At 66.1% G+C, this 16760-nt stretch carries 13 protein-coding genes; 9 read left to right on the top strand and 4 right to left on the bottom strand.

The features are described 5' to 3' along the window. Positions 1-30: 30 nt before the first annotated feature. The 3 genes from ACFTWF_RS35240 to ACFTWF_RS35230 all read left to right on the top strand — a co-directional run bounded on the left by ACFTWF_RS35240 (position 31) and on the right by ACFTWF_RS35230 (position 4860). Positions 31-981, top strand: coding sequence for a 3-keto-5-aminohexanoate cleavage protein (locus ACFTWF_RS35240; protein ID WP_378465711.1), 951 nt, complete (start codon positions 31-33; stop codon positions 979-981). A 91-nt stretch (positions 982-1072) separates the two neighbouring features. Further along, positions 1073-2788 carry an FAD-dependent monooxygenase gene (locus ACFTWF_RS35235; RefSeq protein WP_378465710.1) on the top strand — a complete coding sequence of 572 codons (1716 nt, stop codon included), beginning with the start codon at positions 1073-1075 and terminating at the stop codon, positions 2786-2788. Further along, positions 2785-4860 (top strand): acetate--CoA ligase family protein, encoded by a 2076-nt coding sequence (locus tag ACFTWF_RS35230; RefSeq protein ID WP_378465709.1) that lies wholly within the window; start codon positions 2785-2787, stop codon positions 4858-4860. Before ACFTWF_RS35235 ends, ACFTWF_RS35230 begins: the two co-directional genes overlap by 4 nt. Positions 4861-5241: 381 nt before the next feature. Here ACFTWF_RS35230 and ACFTWF_RS35225 read toward each other — a convergent pair whose 3' ends face one another. Then, complete coding sequence (locus ACFTWF_RS35225; RefSeq protein ID WP_378465708.1) at positions 5242-5973, bottom strand: GntR family transcriptional regulator; 732 nt, start codon at positions 5971-5973, stop codon at positions 5242-5244. 128 nt (positions 5974-6101) lie between these two features. Here ACFTWF_RS35225 and ACFTWF_RS35220 point away from each other — a divergent pair, with 128 nt between their 5' ends. From ACFTWF_RS35220 to ACFTWF_RS35200, 5 genes are all read left to right on the top strand, one after another. Continuing rightward, on the top strand, positions 6102-6698 hold the full coding sequence (locus ACFTWF_RS35220; protein ID WP_378465707.1) for a cysteine hydrolase family protein: 597 nt from the start codon (positions 6102-6104) through the stop codon (positions 6696-6698). Between the two features lie 66 nt (positions 6699-6764). Then, positions 6765-7877 (top strand): alcohol dehydrogenase catalytic domain-containing protein, encoded by a 1113-nt coding sequence (locus tag ACFTWF_RS35215; RefSeq protein ID WP_378465706.1) that lies wholly within the window; start codon positions 6765-6767, stop codon positions 7875-7877. Positions 7878-8764: 887 nt separating this feature from the next. Further along, a complete protein-coding gene (locus ACFTWF_RS35210) occupies positions 8765-10642 on the top strand; it encodes an RNB domain-containing ribonuclease (RefSeq protein ID WP_378465705.1) in 1878 nt (625 codons plus the stop codon). A gap of 407 nt (positions 10643-11049) precedes the next feature. Further along, a complete protein-coding gene (locus tag ACFTWF_RS35205; protein ID WP_378465704.1) occupies positions 11050-11763 on the top strand; it encodes a ParA family protein in 714 nt (237 codons plus the stop codon). Then, positions 11763-12629 (top strand): ParB/RepB/Spo0J family partition protein, encoded by an 867-nt coding sequence (locus tag ACFTWF_RS35200; protein ID WP_378465703.1) that lies wholly within the window; start codon positions 11763-11765, stop codon positions 12627-12629. Before ACFTWF_RS35205 ends, ACFTWF_RS35200 begins: the two co-directional genes overlap by 1 nt. Positions 12630-13107: 478 nt before the next feature. Here ACFTWF_RS35200 and ACFTWF_RS35195 read toward each other — a convergent pair whose 3' ends face one another. The 3 genes from ACFTWF_RS35195 to ACFTWF_RS35185 form a co-directional block, all read right to left on the bottom strand. Continuing rightward, positions 13108-13353 carry a hypothetical protein gene (locus ACFTWF_RS35195; protein ID WP_378465702.1) on the bottom strand — a complete coding sequence of 82 codons (246 nt, stop codon included), beginning with the start codon at positions 13351-13353 and terminating at the stop codon, positions 13108-13110. 75 nt (positions 13354-13428) lie between these two features. Continuing rightward, on the bottom strand, positions 13429-14451 hold the full coding sequence (locus ACFTWF_RS35190) for a hypothetical protein (RefSeq protein WP_378465701.1): 1023 nt from the start codon (positions 14449-14451) through the stop codon (positions 13429-13431). A gap of 3 nt (positions 14452-14454) precedes the next feature. Continuing rightward, positions 14455-15630: a site-specific integrase gene (locus tag ACFTWF_RS35185; RefSeq protein WP_378465700.1), complete on the bottom strand. Its 1176-nt coding sequence runs from the start codon at positions 15628-15630 to the stop codon at positions 14455-14457. 679 nt (positions 15631-16309) lie between these two features. Between ACFTWF_RS35185 and ACFTWF_RS35180 the strand changes: the two genes are divergently transcribed. Then, positions 16310-16621: a hypothetical protein gene (locus tag ACFTWF_RS35180; RefSeq protein ID WP_378465699.1), complete on the top strand. Its 312-nt coding sequence runs from the start codon at positions 16310-16312 to the stop codon at positions 16619-16621. The last annotated feature ends 139 nt before the right edge of the window (positions 16622-16760 follow it).

The following is a 16760-nucleotide window of genomic DNA, read 5'->3' as shown; positions in this document are numbered from 1 at the left end:
TCGCGCCCCCCAACCCTAGGTAGTGATTCCATGGCACACGTAACGCACTCCCAGACCACCCCGCGCAAGGTGATCGTCACCATCGCCCCCACCGGAGGCATGGCCACCAAGGACGAGAACCCGCACCTACCGGTCACACCCGAGGAAATCGCGGACGACATCGCGGCCTGCGTCGACGCCGGCGCCAGCATCGCGGCGATCCATGCCCGCCGACCCGGCGACCTGCAGGCAACCTGCAACCCGGACGTCTACGCGACGATCAACGAACTCACCCGCAGCCGATGCGATGTGGTGATCAACAATTCCACCGGCGGCGGGGTCACCGGGGACATGATCAAGCAGTACGACACCGGCGAGTGGCGCATCGACTTCCGGGAACGGATGAAGGGCCTGGAGGCACCCGGCGTCGAGATGGCCACCTTCGATGCGGAAACCTTCGTGATCAACGGGCGTGGACGCGAGCTGCTCTGCAAGACCTCCCCCACTGAATGTGACGAAATGGCGGCTCGTATGGGTGAACTCGGGATCAAACCCGAATGGGAGGTCATGAACCCGGCCCACCTCGTCCAGGACTGCACGCGGCTGATCCGCTCCGGATTCGACTCGCAGCCGTACTGGATCAACGTCGTCTTGGGGTTGGAACGCCCCTTCCAGGGCGCCATGCCCTACACCCCACGAGCCCTGCACCAGATGGTCGAGGAACTTCCCGCCGGCAGTGAGCTGTGCGTCTCCGCCGTCGGCGCGGCGCAACTGCCCGCCATCACCCACGCCGTCCTGCTCGGTGGCCACATCCGGGTGGGTCTCGAGGACAACCTCTACTACGAGCGGGGAAGGCTGGCCACCAACGTAGAACTCGTCGAGCGGGCCGTCCGGATCATCCGGGAACTCGGATGCGAACCCGCCACCCCGGCCGAAGCGCGCGAGATCCTCGGGCTGCGGCAACTGCAGGCGACCGCCGCCGTCTGTGGGTTAGCGGTGTGAGCCCGCACTGAATCGCACGAGGCCGACCCCCGAGGCGGACCACAGCCGTGCCGGCGCAGTCACCGGACAAGATTAAGGAACCTGGACACCGATGTTTCCTGCCAACGAGTATCCCGAACCCCCACAAGCTCCGTTGCGCGTCGCCTGCCTTGGCGGCGGCCCTGGCGGCCTGTTCACCGCGATCGCCCTGGCCCACAAGATCCCGGACGTCCGGATCGATGTCTTCGAACGCAACCGCGCCGACGACATCTTCGGATTCGGAGTCGTCTTCTCCGATGCCACCCTCGACACCATCGACCAAGTCGATCCCGTGCTACGGGAGACGTTGGCCCACAACGGCCGACATTGGGACACCATCGAGGTCCGCAGCAAAGGCCAGAGCATGCCCGCCGGCGGCAACGGGATGGCCGCCGTCCACCGCCGAACACTGCTCGACGCCCTCCGGGAGCGGGCCACGGAGATGGGTGCCCGGCTGCACTTCTCCACTGCCGTCGACGTCGACACCCTCGATGCCAGCGGAAACTATGACCTCATCGTGGCCGCCGATGGAGCCAATTCATCGACCCGAGAAAGGTTTCTGGGGGAATTGGGGCATACCGTCGACGAGGCAGCCGTGAAATTCATTTGGTTCGGCACCACCTACGAGTTCGACGGTCTGACGTTTCTGCACGCGGAGTCCGAGCACGGCAACTTCGCCGTCCACGCCTACCCGATCGGGTCGGGATTGAGCACCTTCATCGTCGAAACCGACGAGCCGACGTGGCATCGCGCCGGCCTCGACGGCTTCGACACCACCCTTCCTGCCGGGCCGTCTGATGAGACGACCCAGCGGTACCTCGAGCACCTGTTCGCCGAGCAGATACCCGGGCACCGCCTGGTGGCCAACAACTCGCGGTGGGCCAACTTCCGGACCCGCCGCACCCACCGCTGGTACACCCGAACGGGCGGCGGCACACCGGTGGTCTTACTCGGAGACGCCGTCCACACCGCCCACTTCTCGGTCGGCTCCGGCACCAAGATGGCCATGGAAGACGCGGCCGGGCTCGCCCAAGCCCTCGCCGACCACCACACCGACCTCGACACCGCGCTCGCGCGCTTCCAGGACATCCGCCACCCGCTCGTTTCCCGCATCCAGGACGCCTCCCTGCCGAGCCTGGCCTGGTGGGATCACTTCGCCGACTACCACCGCAGCCTCGAGCCGTGGCAGTTCGGATTTCATTTCTTCAGCCGCGCCATCTCCACGGAGAAGATTCGGCTCCGGGATCCGCGGTTTGTCAGCATGGCCGAGCAGGCATGGAACCGGCGGCACGGCACCGGACCGCTGGAGACGGTCCTGCAAATCGGTGATGTCACCTTCGGGACGCGCCTCCTGCAGGTCCAGGCCGGCACCGACACCGGCGTGCGGATCGGCGACGGCAGCGTGAGCGTCACCGCCTTTACCCCCGGCCCCGACCTCAGAGTCAGCCCCGGTCTCGTGCTCTTCACCGCCCCCACGATCGACCACACCCGGCTCGACGACGCCACGCGCGGCGAGCTCGACGCAGTGTGCTCCCGCCGCCCCGCGGCTGTCGCCGTTCGAGGAGGAACCGCCCTCTCACGGGTACTGACCTCGGAGTACGTCCGGCTAACCCATCACCTCCCGACGATTCTGATCGACTCACCGACCGCCGTGCGCACCCGCCGCGCCGTCGACGAACGCGACAATGCCGCCACCATGGTGCTCGCCGGTCGCGCCGACGCCGTCGCCTACGAATACGAACCCACGTCCACCCATTCCTATCCCAGCTACGCGGAGGCCCGCCGATGACCGTACCGACCGCCACATCGCCCGCCGTCACGGCGCACTCCGGCATGGACCGGTTGTTCCGACCGCGCGCGGTCGCCGTCGTCGGGGCCTCGACCTCGCCCGGCAAGCTCGGCACCGTGATGCTCGAGGCCCTCACCCGCAGCGGCAGCGTTTCCGCCTACGGCATCAATCCCCGGGCCAATGACGGTGTGCTCCATCCTTCCCTGCAGTCGGCCACCGACACACACGGCGACACAATTGATCTCGCGGTCCTGTGCATTCCCGCCGCGGCCACACCTGCCGCCCTCGAAGAGGCCGCGCAACACGGTATCGGAGCCGCCCTGATCTGTTCGGGCGGTTTCGCCGAAACCGGCACCGAAGGAACCGCGCTGCAACAGCGAATCGCGGAGATCAGTGCGACGACGGGCATCCGGGTTCTGGGACCGAACACCTCCGGCTTCTTCCGCCCGGGCGAAGCCGTCGTCAGTTTCGTCCCCACTGTCGAGCACATCAAAGCCGGCACCGTGGCGGTGGTCGCGGCCAGTGGCGGCATGAACCACGCTCTGTCTTTTCTGTTGTCCGAGCGGGGTGTCGGGGTCGGCATCGGCGTCGGATTGGGCAACTGCGTCGATGTCTCGGCGATCGACACCATCGAGTATCTGCGTCACGATCCCGCGATCTCGGCGATCGCCCTGCACGTCGAGTCCGTCCACGACGGACAGCGGCTCTTGGCTGCGGTCCGTGCCGCCAGCGCCGTCAAACCGGTCGTGGCGATCGTCGTTGGCCGCAGTGACGTTTCGGCCTTCTCCGAATCCCACACCGGCGCGCTGGCCACCTCCTGGCGGGTCACCCGGGCACTGCTGGCCGAAGCCGGTGCCGTGGTCGTTGACTCCGAACAGCAGCTCGTCGACGCGGTGGCCGTGCTCAGCCACAGCCGATTGCCTGCCTGCGCGAACGCGGGCATCGGATTGGTCACCGCCCAAGCCGGTCCCGGTCTGATGGTGCTCGACGAGCTGCAGTCACAGGGCGTGCGCATCCCAGCTCTCACCGAGCACACGCAGAACCGGCTGGCCACACTGTTGCCCCCGATGACCTACCAGGCCAACCCGGTCGACACCGGGCGTCCCGGCCCGACCTTCGCGTCCGTGCTCTCGGCCACCGCCGCCGACCCCCACATCGATGCTCTCGCGGTCTACGCGCTGGCCGAACCCGATGCAATCGACCTCGCCGACACCGTGCACGCCTCCGGAGTCCACGCCGCTGTTCCGGTAGTACTCGGCATCGGCGGCCCGGCCACGGCGATCACTCCGACCGCGGACGCCGCCACCCGGCTCCACGTACCCGTCCTGCCCAGCCCCACCGCCCTGGCGACCGGAATCCGTGCCCTCGTGCACGATGCCCGTCTGCAATACCTCCACAAACCCACCGAAACCCCCGAAACCATTCCCCTCCCAGCTCTGACGCTGCCAGCCGACGAAGCCGCCGCCAAAGACCTCCTCGACACGCTGGGACTCTCCACCCCGGCCCGCCGAGTGTGTGGCAGCCGCGCTGACGCCCACCAAGCCCTGACCGAGCTCACCCTGCCGGTGGCGGTGAAGATTCTGGACCCGACCGTCCTGCACAAGACCGACATCGGGGGTGTGCACCTGGGGATACGCACCCCGGCCGACCTCGACGCCGCGCTCGACATCCTCGACTCCCTCGCCGCCCCCGCCTACCTGGTCGAAACCATGGCCGTGCCGGGAACAGACCTTTTCCTCGGCGCCCGTCGAGACGCGGTGTTCGGACCCATCGTCGTCGCAGGCCTCGGCGGCACCGCCGCCGAAGCACTCGGCGATGTGGCCATCCGCAGCCACCGAGTCACCCCGAGGGCCGCAACCACAATGCTCGACGACTTACTGTGCGCACCGCTCCTGAACGGTTGGCGCGGAGCACCAGCCCTCGACCGCGCCGCCTTCGGACGCATCGTGACAGCGATCGCGGGATATCTGACAGACCACCCCGAAATCACCGACATCGAAATCAACCCGCTCCGCCAGACCGCGGACGGCCTGATCGCTCTGGACGCAGTCATCATCGCCTCCCCCGAATAGGACCACCAACGAATACCCACCGTGAGCACCGGCCCGGCACTCGCTACTCCCGGTGCCGAGGCCACGGGTCGACACCACCTGATGACTCTCAGCAGCGAGCCACACCGGGGCGAGGCCCGAATCGGCCTCCCGACGACACGTCAGGCAGCGTCAGGATGGTGAGAACCCCTATTCGGTCCGTCTTTGACGACTGCCCGGTGCCTGTCCGGGCGGCGCCCGTCAGTCGACTTCGATGCGTGTGCGGTACCACTCGTTGAGGCGTTCCGACCCGTCAATAGACGAACACGGACGAATGGTAGTTGGGTGCTTTGTGGAGAAGGTGCTACGACTTCAACTTCCGCAGAGACGACTTCATTCGTCCACTCCGGCGAGCTCGAAATGTCACCGCTCGGTTGCGCAGCCATCGATCGAACCAGTATCGGCCCGAACGTTCCGCTCGGCGGTGAGGCCAGCTTGGAGGATCACATCGAGTGATGTCTCGTAGTGCTCGCGCAGCTTGTCCTGAGCCATCTCCACATTGCCTGCGAGGCATGCATCCAGGATCGCCCGATGTTCATCGTCCACCGATCTCCTACTGGCGACGGTGGATGGGGCAGCCCACCTTCGGTACAACTCGGTCGTATCGAAGAGCGCCTCAGTCGCGTCGACAAGCATCTGAATGCCACACGCCTCAACAAGCTTGACGTGAAAATTGCGGTGTGCCGTGGACCAGGCTTCGGTTGTGTGCGCGGGATCCTCGGCGGAGCGCCTCGGCGTGCGTGTAAGCACATGGAAGGCGCTCATGATGTCGGTCTCCCACGGCACGCCGCCGCGCTCGATCGCGAGCCGGAGAGCAAGGGTGTCGTTGTGGGAACGGACCAATGTGAGGTCCTGCAGCTCTAGGAGCGAAAGGCTCATGACAAAGAAACCCTGATTGGGCTTTGCCGTCACAAGGTGCTCCTGCCCCAGTCGAGCGAGCGACTCGCGGATCACTGTCGTGCTCGTGCCGTAGTTGCGCGCCAACGCAGCGGGCTGAAGTCGAGACCCGGGCGGCCAGACTCCCGCCAGAATATCGCGACGCAACAGCCCCCGAACATGCTCCGTCAGAGTCTGCGCTTCTCCTCGCTGGGCCATAGACAAAGCATAACCCAGGACAGAAAATAATCTGTGTTGACGAATCGACTATTCCGCGAATACTGTTACCGCCATCACAGGGCCCTGCTTGACTTGTTTGCCCTGGTCACGATCCGAAAGGCACCCTTGTGACAGTCGACCAAACCGCGGTCCTACTCGTGCACCTGCAACCGGACATCGTCGAAGCGGACGGCGCTTTTGGCGGCGTCTTTGCTGCAGAAGCCGCGCGTTGCCGGATTATCGAGAGCACGGATGATTTCGCACGCGCGGCGAGGGCTGTCGGCGTGACCGTTGTGTTCCTTCGTATCGCATTCGCCGACGATTCGTCCGATCTCGAGGCGAACATGCCGCTGCTTCAGTTGGTCACCGACATGGGTGCGCTCAAGGACGGTACCGCCGCCGCCGACATCGTGTCGGCAATCGCGATTGACGAAAGTGACATCGTCCTCACTCACGTGCGCCCAGGTCCGTTCACCGCATCGGCACTGCACGAGGAACTGGCACAGCGAGGGATCACGTCTGTCGCAGTAGCGGGTGTCGCGACCAATGCCTCGGTAGAAGCCACCGTTCGGCAGGCAGCCGATCTCGGATATCACTGCACGGTGCTGGATGACCTCTGTTCGGCAGCCGATCCCGCCGCACACGAGGCAAGCCTCGCATCCATGGCGCTATTTGCCACCGTCAGCGAATCATCGCGATTCCTCGAGGCACTCGCACCGGCGTGATGCCTTGAGGCATTGCCCCTGGGGCTCAACCACATCAAGTAACCGATCACAAGAACAGGGAATGGCATGACAACGATGCGCGCAGCACGCCTTCACGAAATTGGCCACAATTTCACCATCGACGAGGTGGAGCGGCCCTCGCCCGGGCCTCGCGATGTTGTGGTCGAAGTAAAGGCCTGCAACATGATTCCCAACTTGAAGAACGTCATATCGGTCTACCCGGAAAAGAATCCTTTCCTCCCACTTCCCGAACTCCCGGCTATCTTCGGCCTCGGCGCCGCGGGGGTTGTGGCTGAAGTCGGGTCGCAGGTTGAGAATGTCCGGGTGGGAGATCGCGTCTACGTGAATCCCGGTCGGCATTCGGGCGATTCGCATGCCTCCCGAATCGGCGAACCTGTAAACGACCCGGCCTTCACCTTCCAGGGGTACTTCGGCTTCGGACCCGGTTCCGCACGGCTCTTCCGCGACTACCCGCACGGAGGGTTGTGCGAGTACATGAAGGCTCCCGCCGATGGGCTGGTTGTTCTCCCGGCGCCCGTCACATTCGAACAAGCCAGCCGTTTTGGGTATCTGGGCACAGCATATGCGGGCCTACGCAAGGCCGGCGTGCGAGCCGGACAGACCGTTCTCATCAACGGGGCAACTGGAACGCTCGGCGTCAGCACGGTGCTCAACGCCTTGGCCATGGGCGCGACTCGGATCCTCGCGTTGGGACGCAAAACCGAACTACTCGAACGCTTACGCCTGCTTGACCCCGAACGCGTGCGCGTCATGCGTGTAGGAGACCGCAACATCCAGGACTGGGCGCGAGAAGAAACTGACAGTCTTGGCCCGCACGTGTTCGTCGATGCCGTATCAGCAACATCGCCCGCACAACTCACCCTCGACTGTCTCGACTCGTTGCGCCGAGGCGGTCGAATGGTGAGCATCGGAGCGATGGAGGCACCCCTACCCCTCGAAATGTACAGATTGATGACAGCGAACATCACCATCATCGGGTCCCTCTGGTTTGAGGTTTCCGATGGACAAGACATGGCCGCCATGGCTAGTGCAGGCACTCTGGACTTGACAGCGTTCGACCACACGGCATTCCCCCTCGAAAAAGCCAACGATGCACTGGAGCATGCATCCCTACGCACCGGTGGATTCACAAATGTAGTGGTGAATCCCGGAATCTGATACACAAGCGAACGCACCGCAACAGGCAAATCGCCCTATACGAAATCGGCGGCCGGCGACGGCGGTTCTGTGAATTGCCGGACCCTGCCGGCGAGGCGACCTGGGTGCAGACACGAATCCCGCCTGTCGGTTCACGTTTGACGTGACCATCGATCGTGGGGGGAGGGCTTCCTTGGCCGAGGCAATCCTCGCTGTCCTGGCTCTGTAAATTTGGCGAGATCGCAACTACTGTTCGCCAGGTCCATTGAGTCGCCGCGGCAACTTCGGACTCAAGAATGTGGCGAGCATGGAACTTCGGTACCTCGATTCTTTCCCGATCGCGGGTGGCACCTGGGATTCGCCAGGTTCATTGAACCGTCCGTCAGATAGCCCGCGGCTCTCGCCACATCCAATGAGTCTCCGTCACCCTTCACCGAGTCAGGACATTCGCTGTCTCGACTCAGTGCACTTCATGCGCGGCAGGGAAGCTCTGATCAGCTGATGCATCAGGTTGATCGAGGCACCGCGATCATCCCCCGGCTCAGTCAATCTGATGCGCGTGGAACTGAATTGTGTTGTTCTTTCGCCCAGTAAGGCGGGCAGCCCCTGCGTCTTGCGAGATGGGCGCTGAATCCAGTCACGTCGGCATCAGATTGACGGAGCCAGGCATCGGATCGACTGCCAACTGCATCAGATTTGCTGAGTTGACATCAAATGCGCTGGGCCAGGGCACCCGCACACGCGTCAGCAAATGTCCGTTTTGTCCGTTGTTTACCGCGGTAAACAAACCGTACCTGAAGCCGGTTTCCACGGATGTGCAGGTGATGTCGCCGCGGGCGCGTCGCGGACACGTTTGACGGAGTTTGGTTATCGTCGGGTGGCATGCGGAATCAAGGGGGACGGCGACCATGACATCTTCGATAGTGACCGGTATGTCGACGTTGCTGATGATCGACTCGCGGTATGCGCGGGATCGGGACGACGCCTTCTCCGTCATCCCGCGGGCCGACGGCCGTGGGTGGGCGGTCGAGGTTCATATCGCCGGCGTCGCCGACGTCGTCGCACTCGGGTCGGTCGCCGACGAGCAGGCATTTCTACGGGCTGAGACGCGGTACCCGCCGGGCCGCACGATTCCGATGCTCGGCGAGTCCGCCGAGCAGGCCGCCACCCTCACCGCTGATGCACGGCGCACCAGCCTGCGGGTCACCGGAAGCATTACTACTGGCGGTCAGCTGGTCGACGTCACTGTCGGCCGCGGGCAGATCCGGCCGGGCCGGTGCGTGGCGGTCGATCACGCCGAAGTCCCGGGCATCTTGTCCGACCCGCAGCATCCGCTGCACCAACAGCTGGCCGCCGCGGATGCGGCCGCACAGGTGTTGCTGACCGCTCGGCGTGACGGCGGGGCGCTGGCGTTCTACGACGTCACCCGCGGCTGGGCCGCGAACGAGGACGGCGCGATCGTGGCGATCCCGGACTCGCTGCGGACCGTCGCCTACGTCATCGTGCAGGAGCTGATGATCGCCACGAATGAGGCGGTCGCCCTGTGGTGCGTCGAGCGGGGGTTGCCGGTCCTGTTTCGCAATCACCGCGCCAACCCGGTCGCCGGCAGCACCGACGAGCTGATGACCGAGATTGCCGCCGCGGCCGGAGACCCGGACCTGTTCGCGAAACTGCGCGGCAGGTTGCTCTCAACGCTGCGGGCCGCCAGCTACGATCCGACCGTCCACGGTCACTCCGGACTCCGTCTGAGCGCGTACACCCATGTCACCTCGCCGCTGCGGCGGGTGGCGGACCTGATCAATCAGCGGATCATTTTCGCCCATCTCGACTCCTCCCCCGCCCCCTACACCGGAGATCAACTGGCCGCGCTCGGTGCCGACCTGAACCGGCGCACCCGCGCCACCCGGGAGGCGAAGAAGAATCGTTTCAAGCACGCCGATCAACGTCTCGTGGCCCAGGAGGCGGCACGCGATCTTGCTGCTCTCGATACCCGCACCTTCCACAAGGCCCTCAAAGCCGAAGCCGCGACGCCACTTCGGGCCGAACTCGCCACGGAGCTCGCCCGCCGCATCGACGCCGACCTGCTGACCGCCCCGGACGCCGCGGTCCTGATCGACGCCGCCGACCCCACCTGGCTTCCCATCCAACTCCGCGTCCTGGACACCCTCGCCGCCACCCACCCGGAGATGGGACCCAGTGTGGTGTCGGTGTGGCGGCAGGCCCACCCCGATCAACCGCCCACCGATCTCGAGATCCGGCGCAACGGCGCCGACCACCACCCACTGTTCGCCGCCCGAGCCACCCACCTAGGCATCCGCGGGCCGTGGGCCATCGGATCGGCGAAAAAGCCGGCCGAACAGGCCGCTCTCTGGGCCGCGATACGCGCGCAGCTGGCCGCCACCGAAAACCCTGACACCGAACCGGAATGGCCCGTCGCGGAGCCCACTCAGCTGCCTGCGGTTCCCTCACCTACAGCGAGCGATTCCGGCCCTGCCACGTCGGCGAGCCCGCACCGTGCGACCGCCCCGGCCGCACTGAACCTGGAGGGGGCGAAGAAGTCCAAGGCCCTGTCCAACCCCACCGCCTGGCTGATGAGCCTGGCCCAGAACAACCAGCAGGCCCCGCCGGAGTGGGAGTTCCGCACCGACGGGCCCGCGCACGCACCCCGCTTCACCGCCACCGTGCACCTCGCCGGCCACACCGCCATCGCCGACGCGACCGCCAAGACCGCGGCGAAGACCGCGTCGGCCGCCGCACTGGTCGAAGCGCTCTTCGAGCAGCACTGAAACTACGAATGTCCGTTTTGTCCGTTGTTTACCGCGGTAAACAACGGACAAAACGGACATTTTGGGGCGGAACTGGTCGCCCGGCTCAGGGCACCTGATGCCGACTCGACAGATCTGATGCGGCCGGCGAGTGCGCGATGCCGCCCCGGGTGAACCCGATGCGGGATCGACCTGGTCGCGGACCGACGTCCTGGCGGGTTCAACTGTCGGCCGAATGTAATCAACCGAGCGGAACGCCGGCACATCGTTGCGGCATCAGTTTCACTGAGCCACGACGCACTGGTGATCCGCGCGTCAATTCCGGCGTGCGGCAGCGTGTCGGAACCCGACGCGCCCGCCCGGTGCCGTACCGTGCATCCCGTCCGAAGTAGCCCACACCGGTGGGTGAAGCAAACGGAAAGAGTCTCATGGCCATTCAAGTTCTTCTCAGCCAGAAGGGCGGCGTCGGCAAAAGCACCATCACGGTCAATCTCGCCGCCGTCGCCGCCGATGTCCTCAACCAGGACGACGATCCCGACGCCACCTCCCCCGTCGCCGCGGTGTCCATCGACCCGCAGGGATCGGCGATCTGGTGGGCGGACCGCCTCGACAACCTGCCCTTCCACATCGTGCAGGCACACGACGACCTCACCGGACTCCGACGCCTCGGCGAGCTTCCCGGCATCGAGGAAACCTACGTCGACACCCCCGGCTGGATCGACCTCGCCGCCGGCGACGACACCTCCGACCCACTCGGCCGCGGCCCCGCCGCCGACGCCCTGCGGGCAGTGCTCGAGGTCGCCGATCACGTCATCGTGCCGATGGAAACCGAACCGCTCTGCTTCGATCCGACCGCCCGCACCATCCGAAAAGTCCTCGAACCCCGCGGCATTCCGTTCACCGTGGTGATCAACAACTGGGACCCCCGCGACGGCAAACTCGACCTCGAGGAAACGAAGGACTTCGTCCGAGCGAACAAGTGGCCCCTGGCGAAAACCGTGATCCGGCACTACAAGCTGCACGCCCGAGCCAGCGCCGACGGCCTGGTCGTCACCGAATACCCCGCCAACCGGGTGGCGCTGCAGGCCCGCGAGGACTTCTACCGACTCGCCCTGGAACTGCGGATCGGCGGTGGTCGGTGATGGCACGCGGCACCCGCACCAACCTCGCCACCCTCGCCGGCGTCGTCGGCGACAACTCCCCCGTCGACCGGCCCATCGACCGCGTGGCCCCGACCAACGTGCCGCTGAGCGAGCTGGCACCGAACCCCCGCAATCCGCGCGACGACCTCGGCGACCTCAAAGATCTGGTCTCGATCACCCGAACCCAGCTGCAGCCCGCGCTGGTGGTGACCCGGGCCGCGTACCTGGGGTTGTATCCGGAAGACGAAACCACGATCGGGCTCGCCCGGTGGGTGGTGATCAACGGTTGCCGGCGTCTGGCCGCCGCGCACAACTTCGGCCGCCCCAACCTCGACATCGTCGTCAAGGACGAGATCGCCACCGACCGGGAGACCCTGCTCGCCGCGGCGGTCATCGAGAACGTCGGCCGCCGAGACTTCGACGTCATCGAAGAAGCCAAGGCCGTCGAGCTCCTGATCAAAGAGTGCGGAACCGTGGAGAAGGCCTCCCTCAAGCTCTCCAAGTCCAAAGGCTGGATCTCGCAACGCCGGTCCCTGCTCAACCTCGCCCCCGCACTGCAAACCGCCCTGCGCAACGGGGAACTCGCTGTCCGTACCGCACGCTCACTGGCCCAAGTTCCACCCGAGGCGCAGGTCCAAGCCTGGGCTGCCGAACAAGAACAACGGGAACACCAAAAGCCCGATCCGGGCCCCACACCTGAACCCGAAAACCGTAAGCTGGCACGAACTCCCGTCACCGCCGCGAAGGTCACCCGCACCTTCCGCCGCATGGAGGCCGACCCCGTCACCCTCGCCGACGCCCTGGTCGACTACCTCGACGCCGACGGACTGCAAGCGCTCATTCAGGCACTCACCGAGCGTCACTGATCCAACGGGCTGGGACTGTTCATCCCAGGGGTGAACAGTCCCAGCCCAAATCCTCTGTGGCATAACGGTGTGTTGGGCACGCGCGCCGCGACCTAACGCTTACCACCGTGCCCGCCCCCTCGTCGACTCTATGCCCGCGTCTCCCCGTTTCTAGGGTGCGTAGTAGCCGACCGACCCGGCCACTGGCTTCGTGAGCTGTTACCGAGGTCGGCCGAGGAGGCAAAACAGGCTGAGCGCCCTTCTGCGGCCACCTGGGACCGTCCTGGTCGCCGCCATACCGGCACACCCGCGAACGGCGCTCCACGGCGAACCTGCAGCTGGTGAATCCGTCCCGCCCCGTTCGTTATAGGTGTCGATCGACAATTCCGGTACGACGCGCCGGACACCGAACGAGCGAGATCGCGGCCCGCTTGACCACTCAGGTCCGACCTCACTGTTGAGTTTGCGCAACGAGGACGGCTCGCGAGCGCCCGTCGCCTCATGGTTGCGGGTCGTTCCCTCCGTCGAGGAGATCACCGAAGCCACGGCGGCGGAGGCTGCGGACGAGGCCGGCCGATGGCGTGTGATCGCGGAGCCACTCGGAGATACCGGCGAACTGCGTCGCGCGATCAGCTCTGCCCAGTTTCAGCCTGTTGAGTAGTACCCCGGTGGTGTATGGGTCCGGCATGGGCATTCCGATCGGCAGAAAGTTGCTGTCGTCGTAGAACCGCTCATTGAACTGCATGCGGATCATCTGTTCGAGTCAGGGTTTCCTCCGGGCCGTCGACACCAGGATATCGATCGGACCGGACGCCAGCTTTCAGAATGCATCGTCGAGGATGCCGGCAAGCTCGACCAACAGCTGGTCGGCACGGTCTTCGATGTCGTCGAGAAGGTCGGTGACGTCGGTCAGCTCATGGTGGGCGCTGCGGCGGGCCGCGGTGCCCCGTTCGTAGTAGGACGGATCGAGAACCCGGCCGTCGTCGATCGGATACCTGTCGGACGCCGTATCCCGCCGCGGCTTCCGTGGCTTCGGCGGCGGAAGGATGTGTGCGGGTGCGGTTCCGGTCAGGTGGGCGCGGACGATCGCCGTGACGGCACGGGCGGTGGGCGGCGCCGGGTCGAGCGGGGTGTGTCCCCAGCGGTTGATCGAGGTCAGCAGCGGTCGGTCGTCGGCGCGGTAGCCGGCGTCGAACCCGGTCAGCTCGCGTCCGGCCGTGAAGTGCTCGGCGATCGTGGTCGTGGCGTCGTTCTGGTCGAGAAATCCCAGGACCTCGATCCAGTCCCGGTAGATCGCCGCCATAGGGATCTCGGGCGACTCGGGCAGGTCGACCCGGCCGCCGTCGATGCACAGTTGGAGGGGTGCACCGTGATCGCCGGTGGCGGTGAGATCGCGGCGGCGGAGCCGGGCGATCTGCTCGAACCCCACCCCCGCCGCGGCCAGGGCCAGGATGAGGCGGTCGCGGCGGCCGAAGAATCCGGCTGGCCAGCCGGCAGTAGGAATCTGCGGGAGCCTTTCGGCGACGAGAGCCGATACACGGTGCAGCCGGGCGGCTCTGGTGGTGTTGAGGACGCGGCGGATCGCCTCGTCGGTGCCGGGGGCCGGGTGCCCCTGCCCACGGTGGACGGTGTTGATAACGCTGACCCGGCGTCGTTGGGTGGCCGGGGCGGCGGGGTTGTCGCGCAGGAAGCGGGCCAACTGCTGCGGTGTGGCGGGGGTCGGCGGCTGGTCGGTCGCGGCACACCAGTCGGTGAACAGCACCCAGACGTGCCGGTCCCGGGTCGACAGACGCGGCGGTGGCGGCGTGGGTACATCGCCGGTGCCGGGTGTGGTGGCGTACATCGGCTACAAACCGAGGATGGTGACGGCGTTTCCGACGAGCGGAGTTCGTTCCCGCGCATACGCTTCGACCATTTCGGGCGTGGTGTGTCCGGTCTGCCGCATGATCGCGTGGGCGTCGGCGCCGTTGCGGAAGGCCTGGGTGACGAACCCGGCCCGCAGTGAGTGTCCGCCGAGCTGGCTGACCTGGTCCGGTTCGTAGCCGGCCTTGCCGGCGCGGCGGCGGATCGCCTTGTGCACCGCCGCCCCGGACAGGGCGGTGTCGGAGAGGTTGCCGTTCTTGCGGATCGACCGAAACAGCGGCGCCCGCGCCTGCGTGCGTGGGACCGTACCCCGGCACACGTGCGTGTCGAACGGTTCCGCGGTGGTCAGCAGCCGGATCACCCCGGGGCGGCCGCGGGTGTCGAACGCCGCAACGACCTGCGCCCACCGCACATACGCGCAGGGCGGGCAGCTGTCGTGGCGGTCGGTGAACGGCAGCGCCAGCACGGTGCCTTCGCCTTCCTGGTCGGTCTTCGATCGGCGCAGCTGCACGTGCACACCGTCGTGCCGGTGCACGCGCACGTCGCCGCCGCTGAGGCCGACGAGTTCGCTGCGGCGGAAGGCGCCGGCGAACCCCATCAGAATCAGTGCGCTGTCACGGCGTTCGAGCACCGCGTCCGCCCACCCCTCCACCGCAGTCCGGGCGGCGGTGACGATGCCGAGAATGTCGGCGGTCAGCAGCGCGGCCCGCGGGGTGCGAGGCCTGTCCCCCACCGCGGCGTAGTCCCGGCGGATCCCGGACAGGGTGGCCCGCACGATCTCCTGCCCGGTCGGGGACACGTGACCGGCGTGATGGTGATGATGGGCGATCGCGGCCACCCACTTGGTCAGGGTGGCCGGCGCATACACCCGGATCCCGTCCGGGCCGATGGTGTCGGCGGCATCGACCAGATAGGCCGCGACCGTCGCCTCGTGTGCCGGCAACGGAGCATGACCGTGGGCGGTGCACCACTGCGTGAACCGTCGCCACGCCGAGGCGTAGGTGCGGCGGGTGCCCTCGGACCGGGACTCGGCCATCGACCGCCCAATCCGCGCCGCCACCGCCTCCGACAGATCCGGGAACACCGGTGCGTCGCCGGTAACAGCAGCCGCCGGCAGTTCGAGGGGACGTAAGCCCTGGTCGATCGTCATGCCGAGCATGGTATCGGCACCCTCCGACACTATTTCACCGCGAAAAGTGCGCTGAGGTGCGGTTTTCGGGGAGACGGTGCGGGAAGCGGAATTCTCGTCACCAACCGCGCATAAACCGGAAGTGAGCCGCCGCAGGGTCCCTGCAGGGGTGAGTATCGATCACTCGATGTCAGCGGTTGTCCTGTGCCGTCGGATCTGAGGCATTGCCGTGGCACCCGAGGCAAGTGCAGGATTTCTGCCACAAAGTTGGGGCAGACAATCGACCTACCTGCACGTTCTCGCCAACGAGCCGCATGCTCGACGCCCCCTTACCTCAACAATGTGGCAGAAACGCCACGGCGCCGTATTGCCACATTGTCGAGGCACCGCTGGTCAGCGACCCTGTCGTGCCTCAGATCGAATGGCAAAGGACAGCGGTGGACCGCATCGGATGTCAGCAGCATTTGGGCCGAATTCGGTCGCCGTTGAGCTGGGCGGTCAGCGCTCCGGATGGCCTGCCGATGATGCCGGTCCGTCACCGGCCTCGCGGGATCCCGCGGAGGGGCACCGAGCCGCCGATGTTCACACCAACACGGCGGCCTCAATGTCGCGAGAACGGGGCACGCGGATCCACAAACTGCTGGCCCCGTCGATTGCGCGAGGGTTACGGTCGAGATCCGGTCCCCAGGCTAGGAGGTGAGAGTGACCGATGGCGAACACAGACACAATCGAAGTGCGCGGCCCGCGGTCACTCGACGAAATGGTCTCGGCAATCGGCGCGCAGACCGGCGATACTAGGAAGGGCGCACCCGTCGTCCGACTCAGCGACACCGCGGCGGCCATCATCGGCTACGACGAGGGCGACGAGTACCCGTTCGTCGTGTCCGTCGACTCGAAGGGTGAAGTCGACGAGCGTCGCGTCGATTCGCTGGCGCTCTTCAAGCGCTTGCAGGCGACGCCCTGGGCACTGCAGTTGACGTCCGATGACGACGAGATTCATGAAGTGCGACCCGCGCTCTGACGGTCGTCCTATTGCAGCCACCTGGCGCGTCACAACGCAGGGCCCCCAGCGCAGCGAGTCAGTGGCACGGAAGCGGACAGTTCCCTCTTGACGTTGGAGCGTTGTGACGCCAGAACTGCAGAGCGACGCATTGCGCAAC

The sequence above is a fragment of the Rhodococcus sp. NPDC056960 genome, assembly GCF_042674125.1.
GTDB lineage: Bacteria > Actinomycetota > Actinomycetes > Mycobacteriales > Mycobacteriaceae > Rhodococcus_F.
Note: the sequence above shows the minus strand (reverse complement) of the source record. Positions and strands in the feature narration are given on the sequence as shown.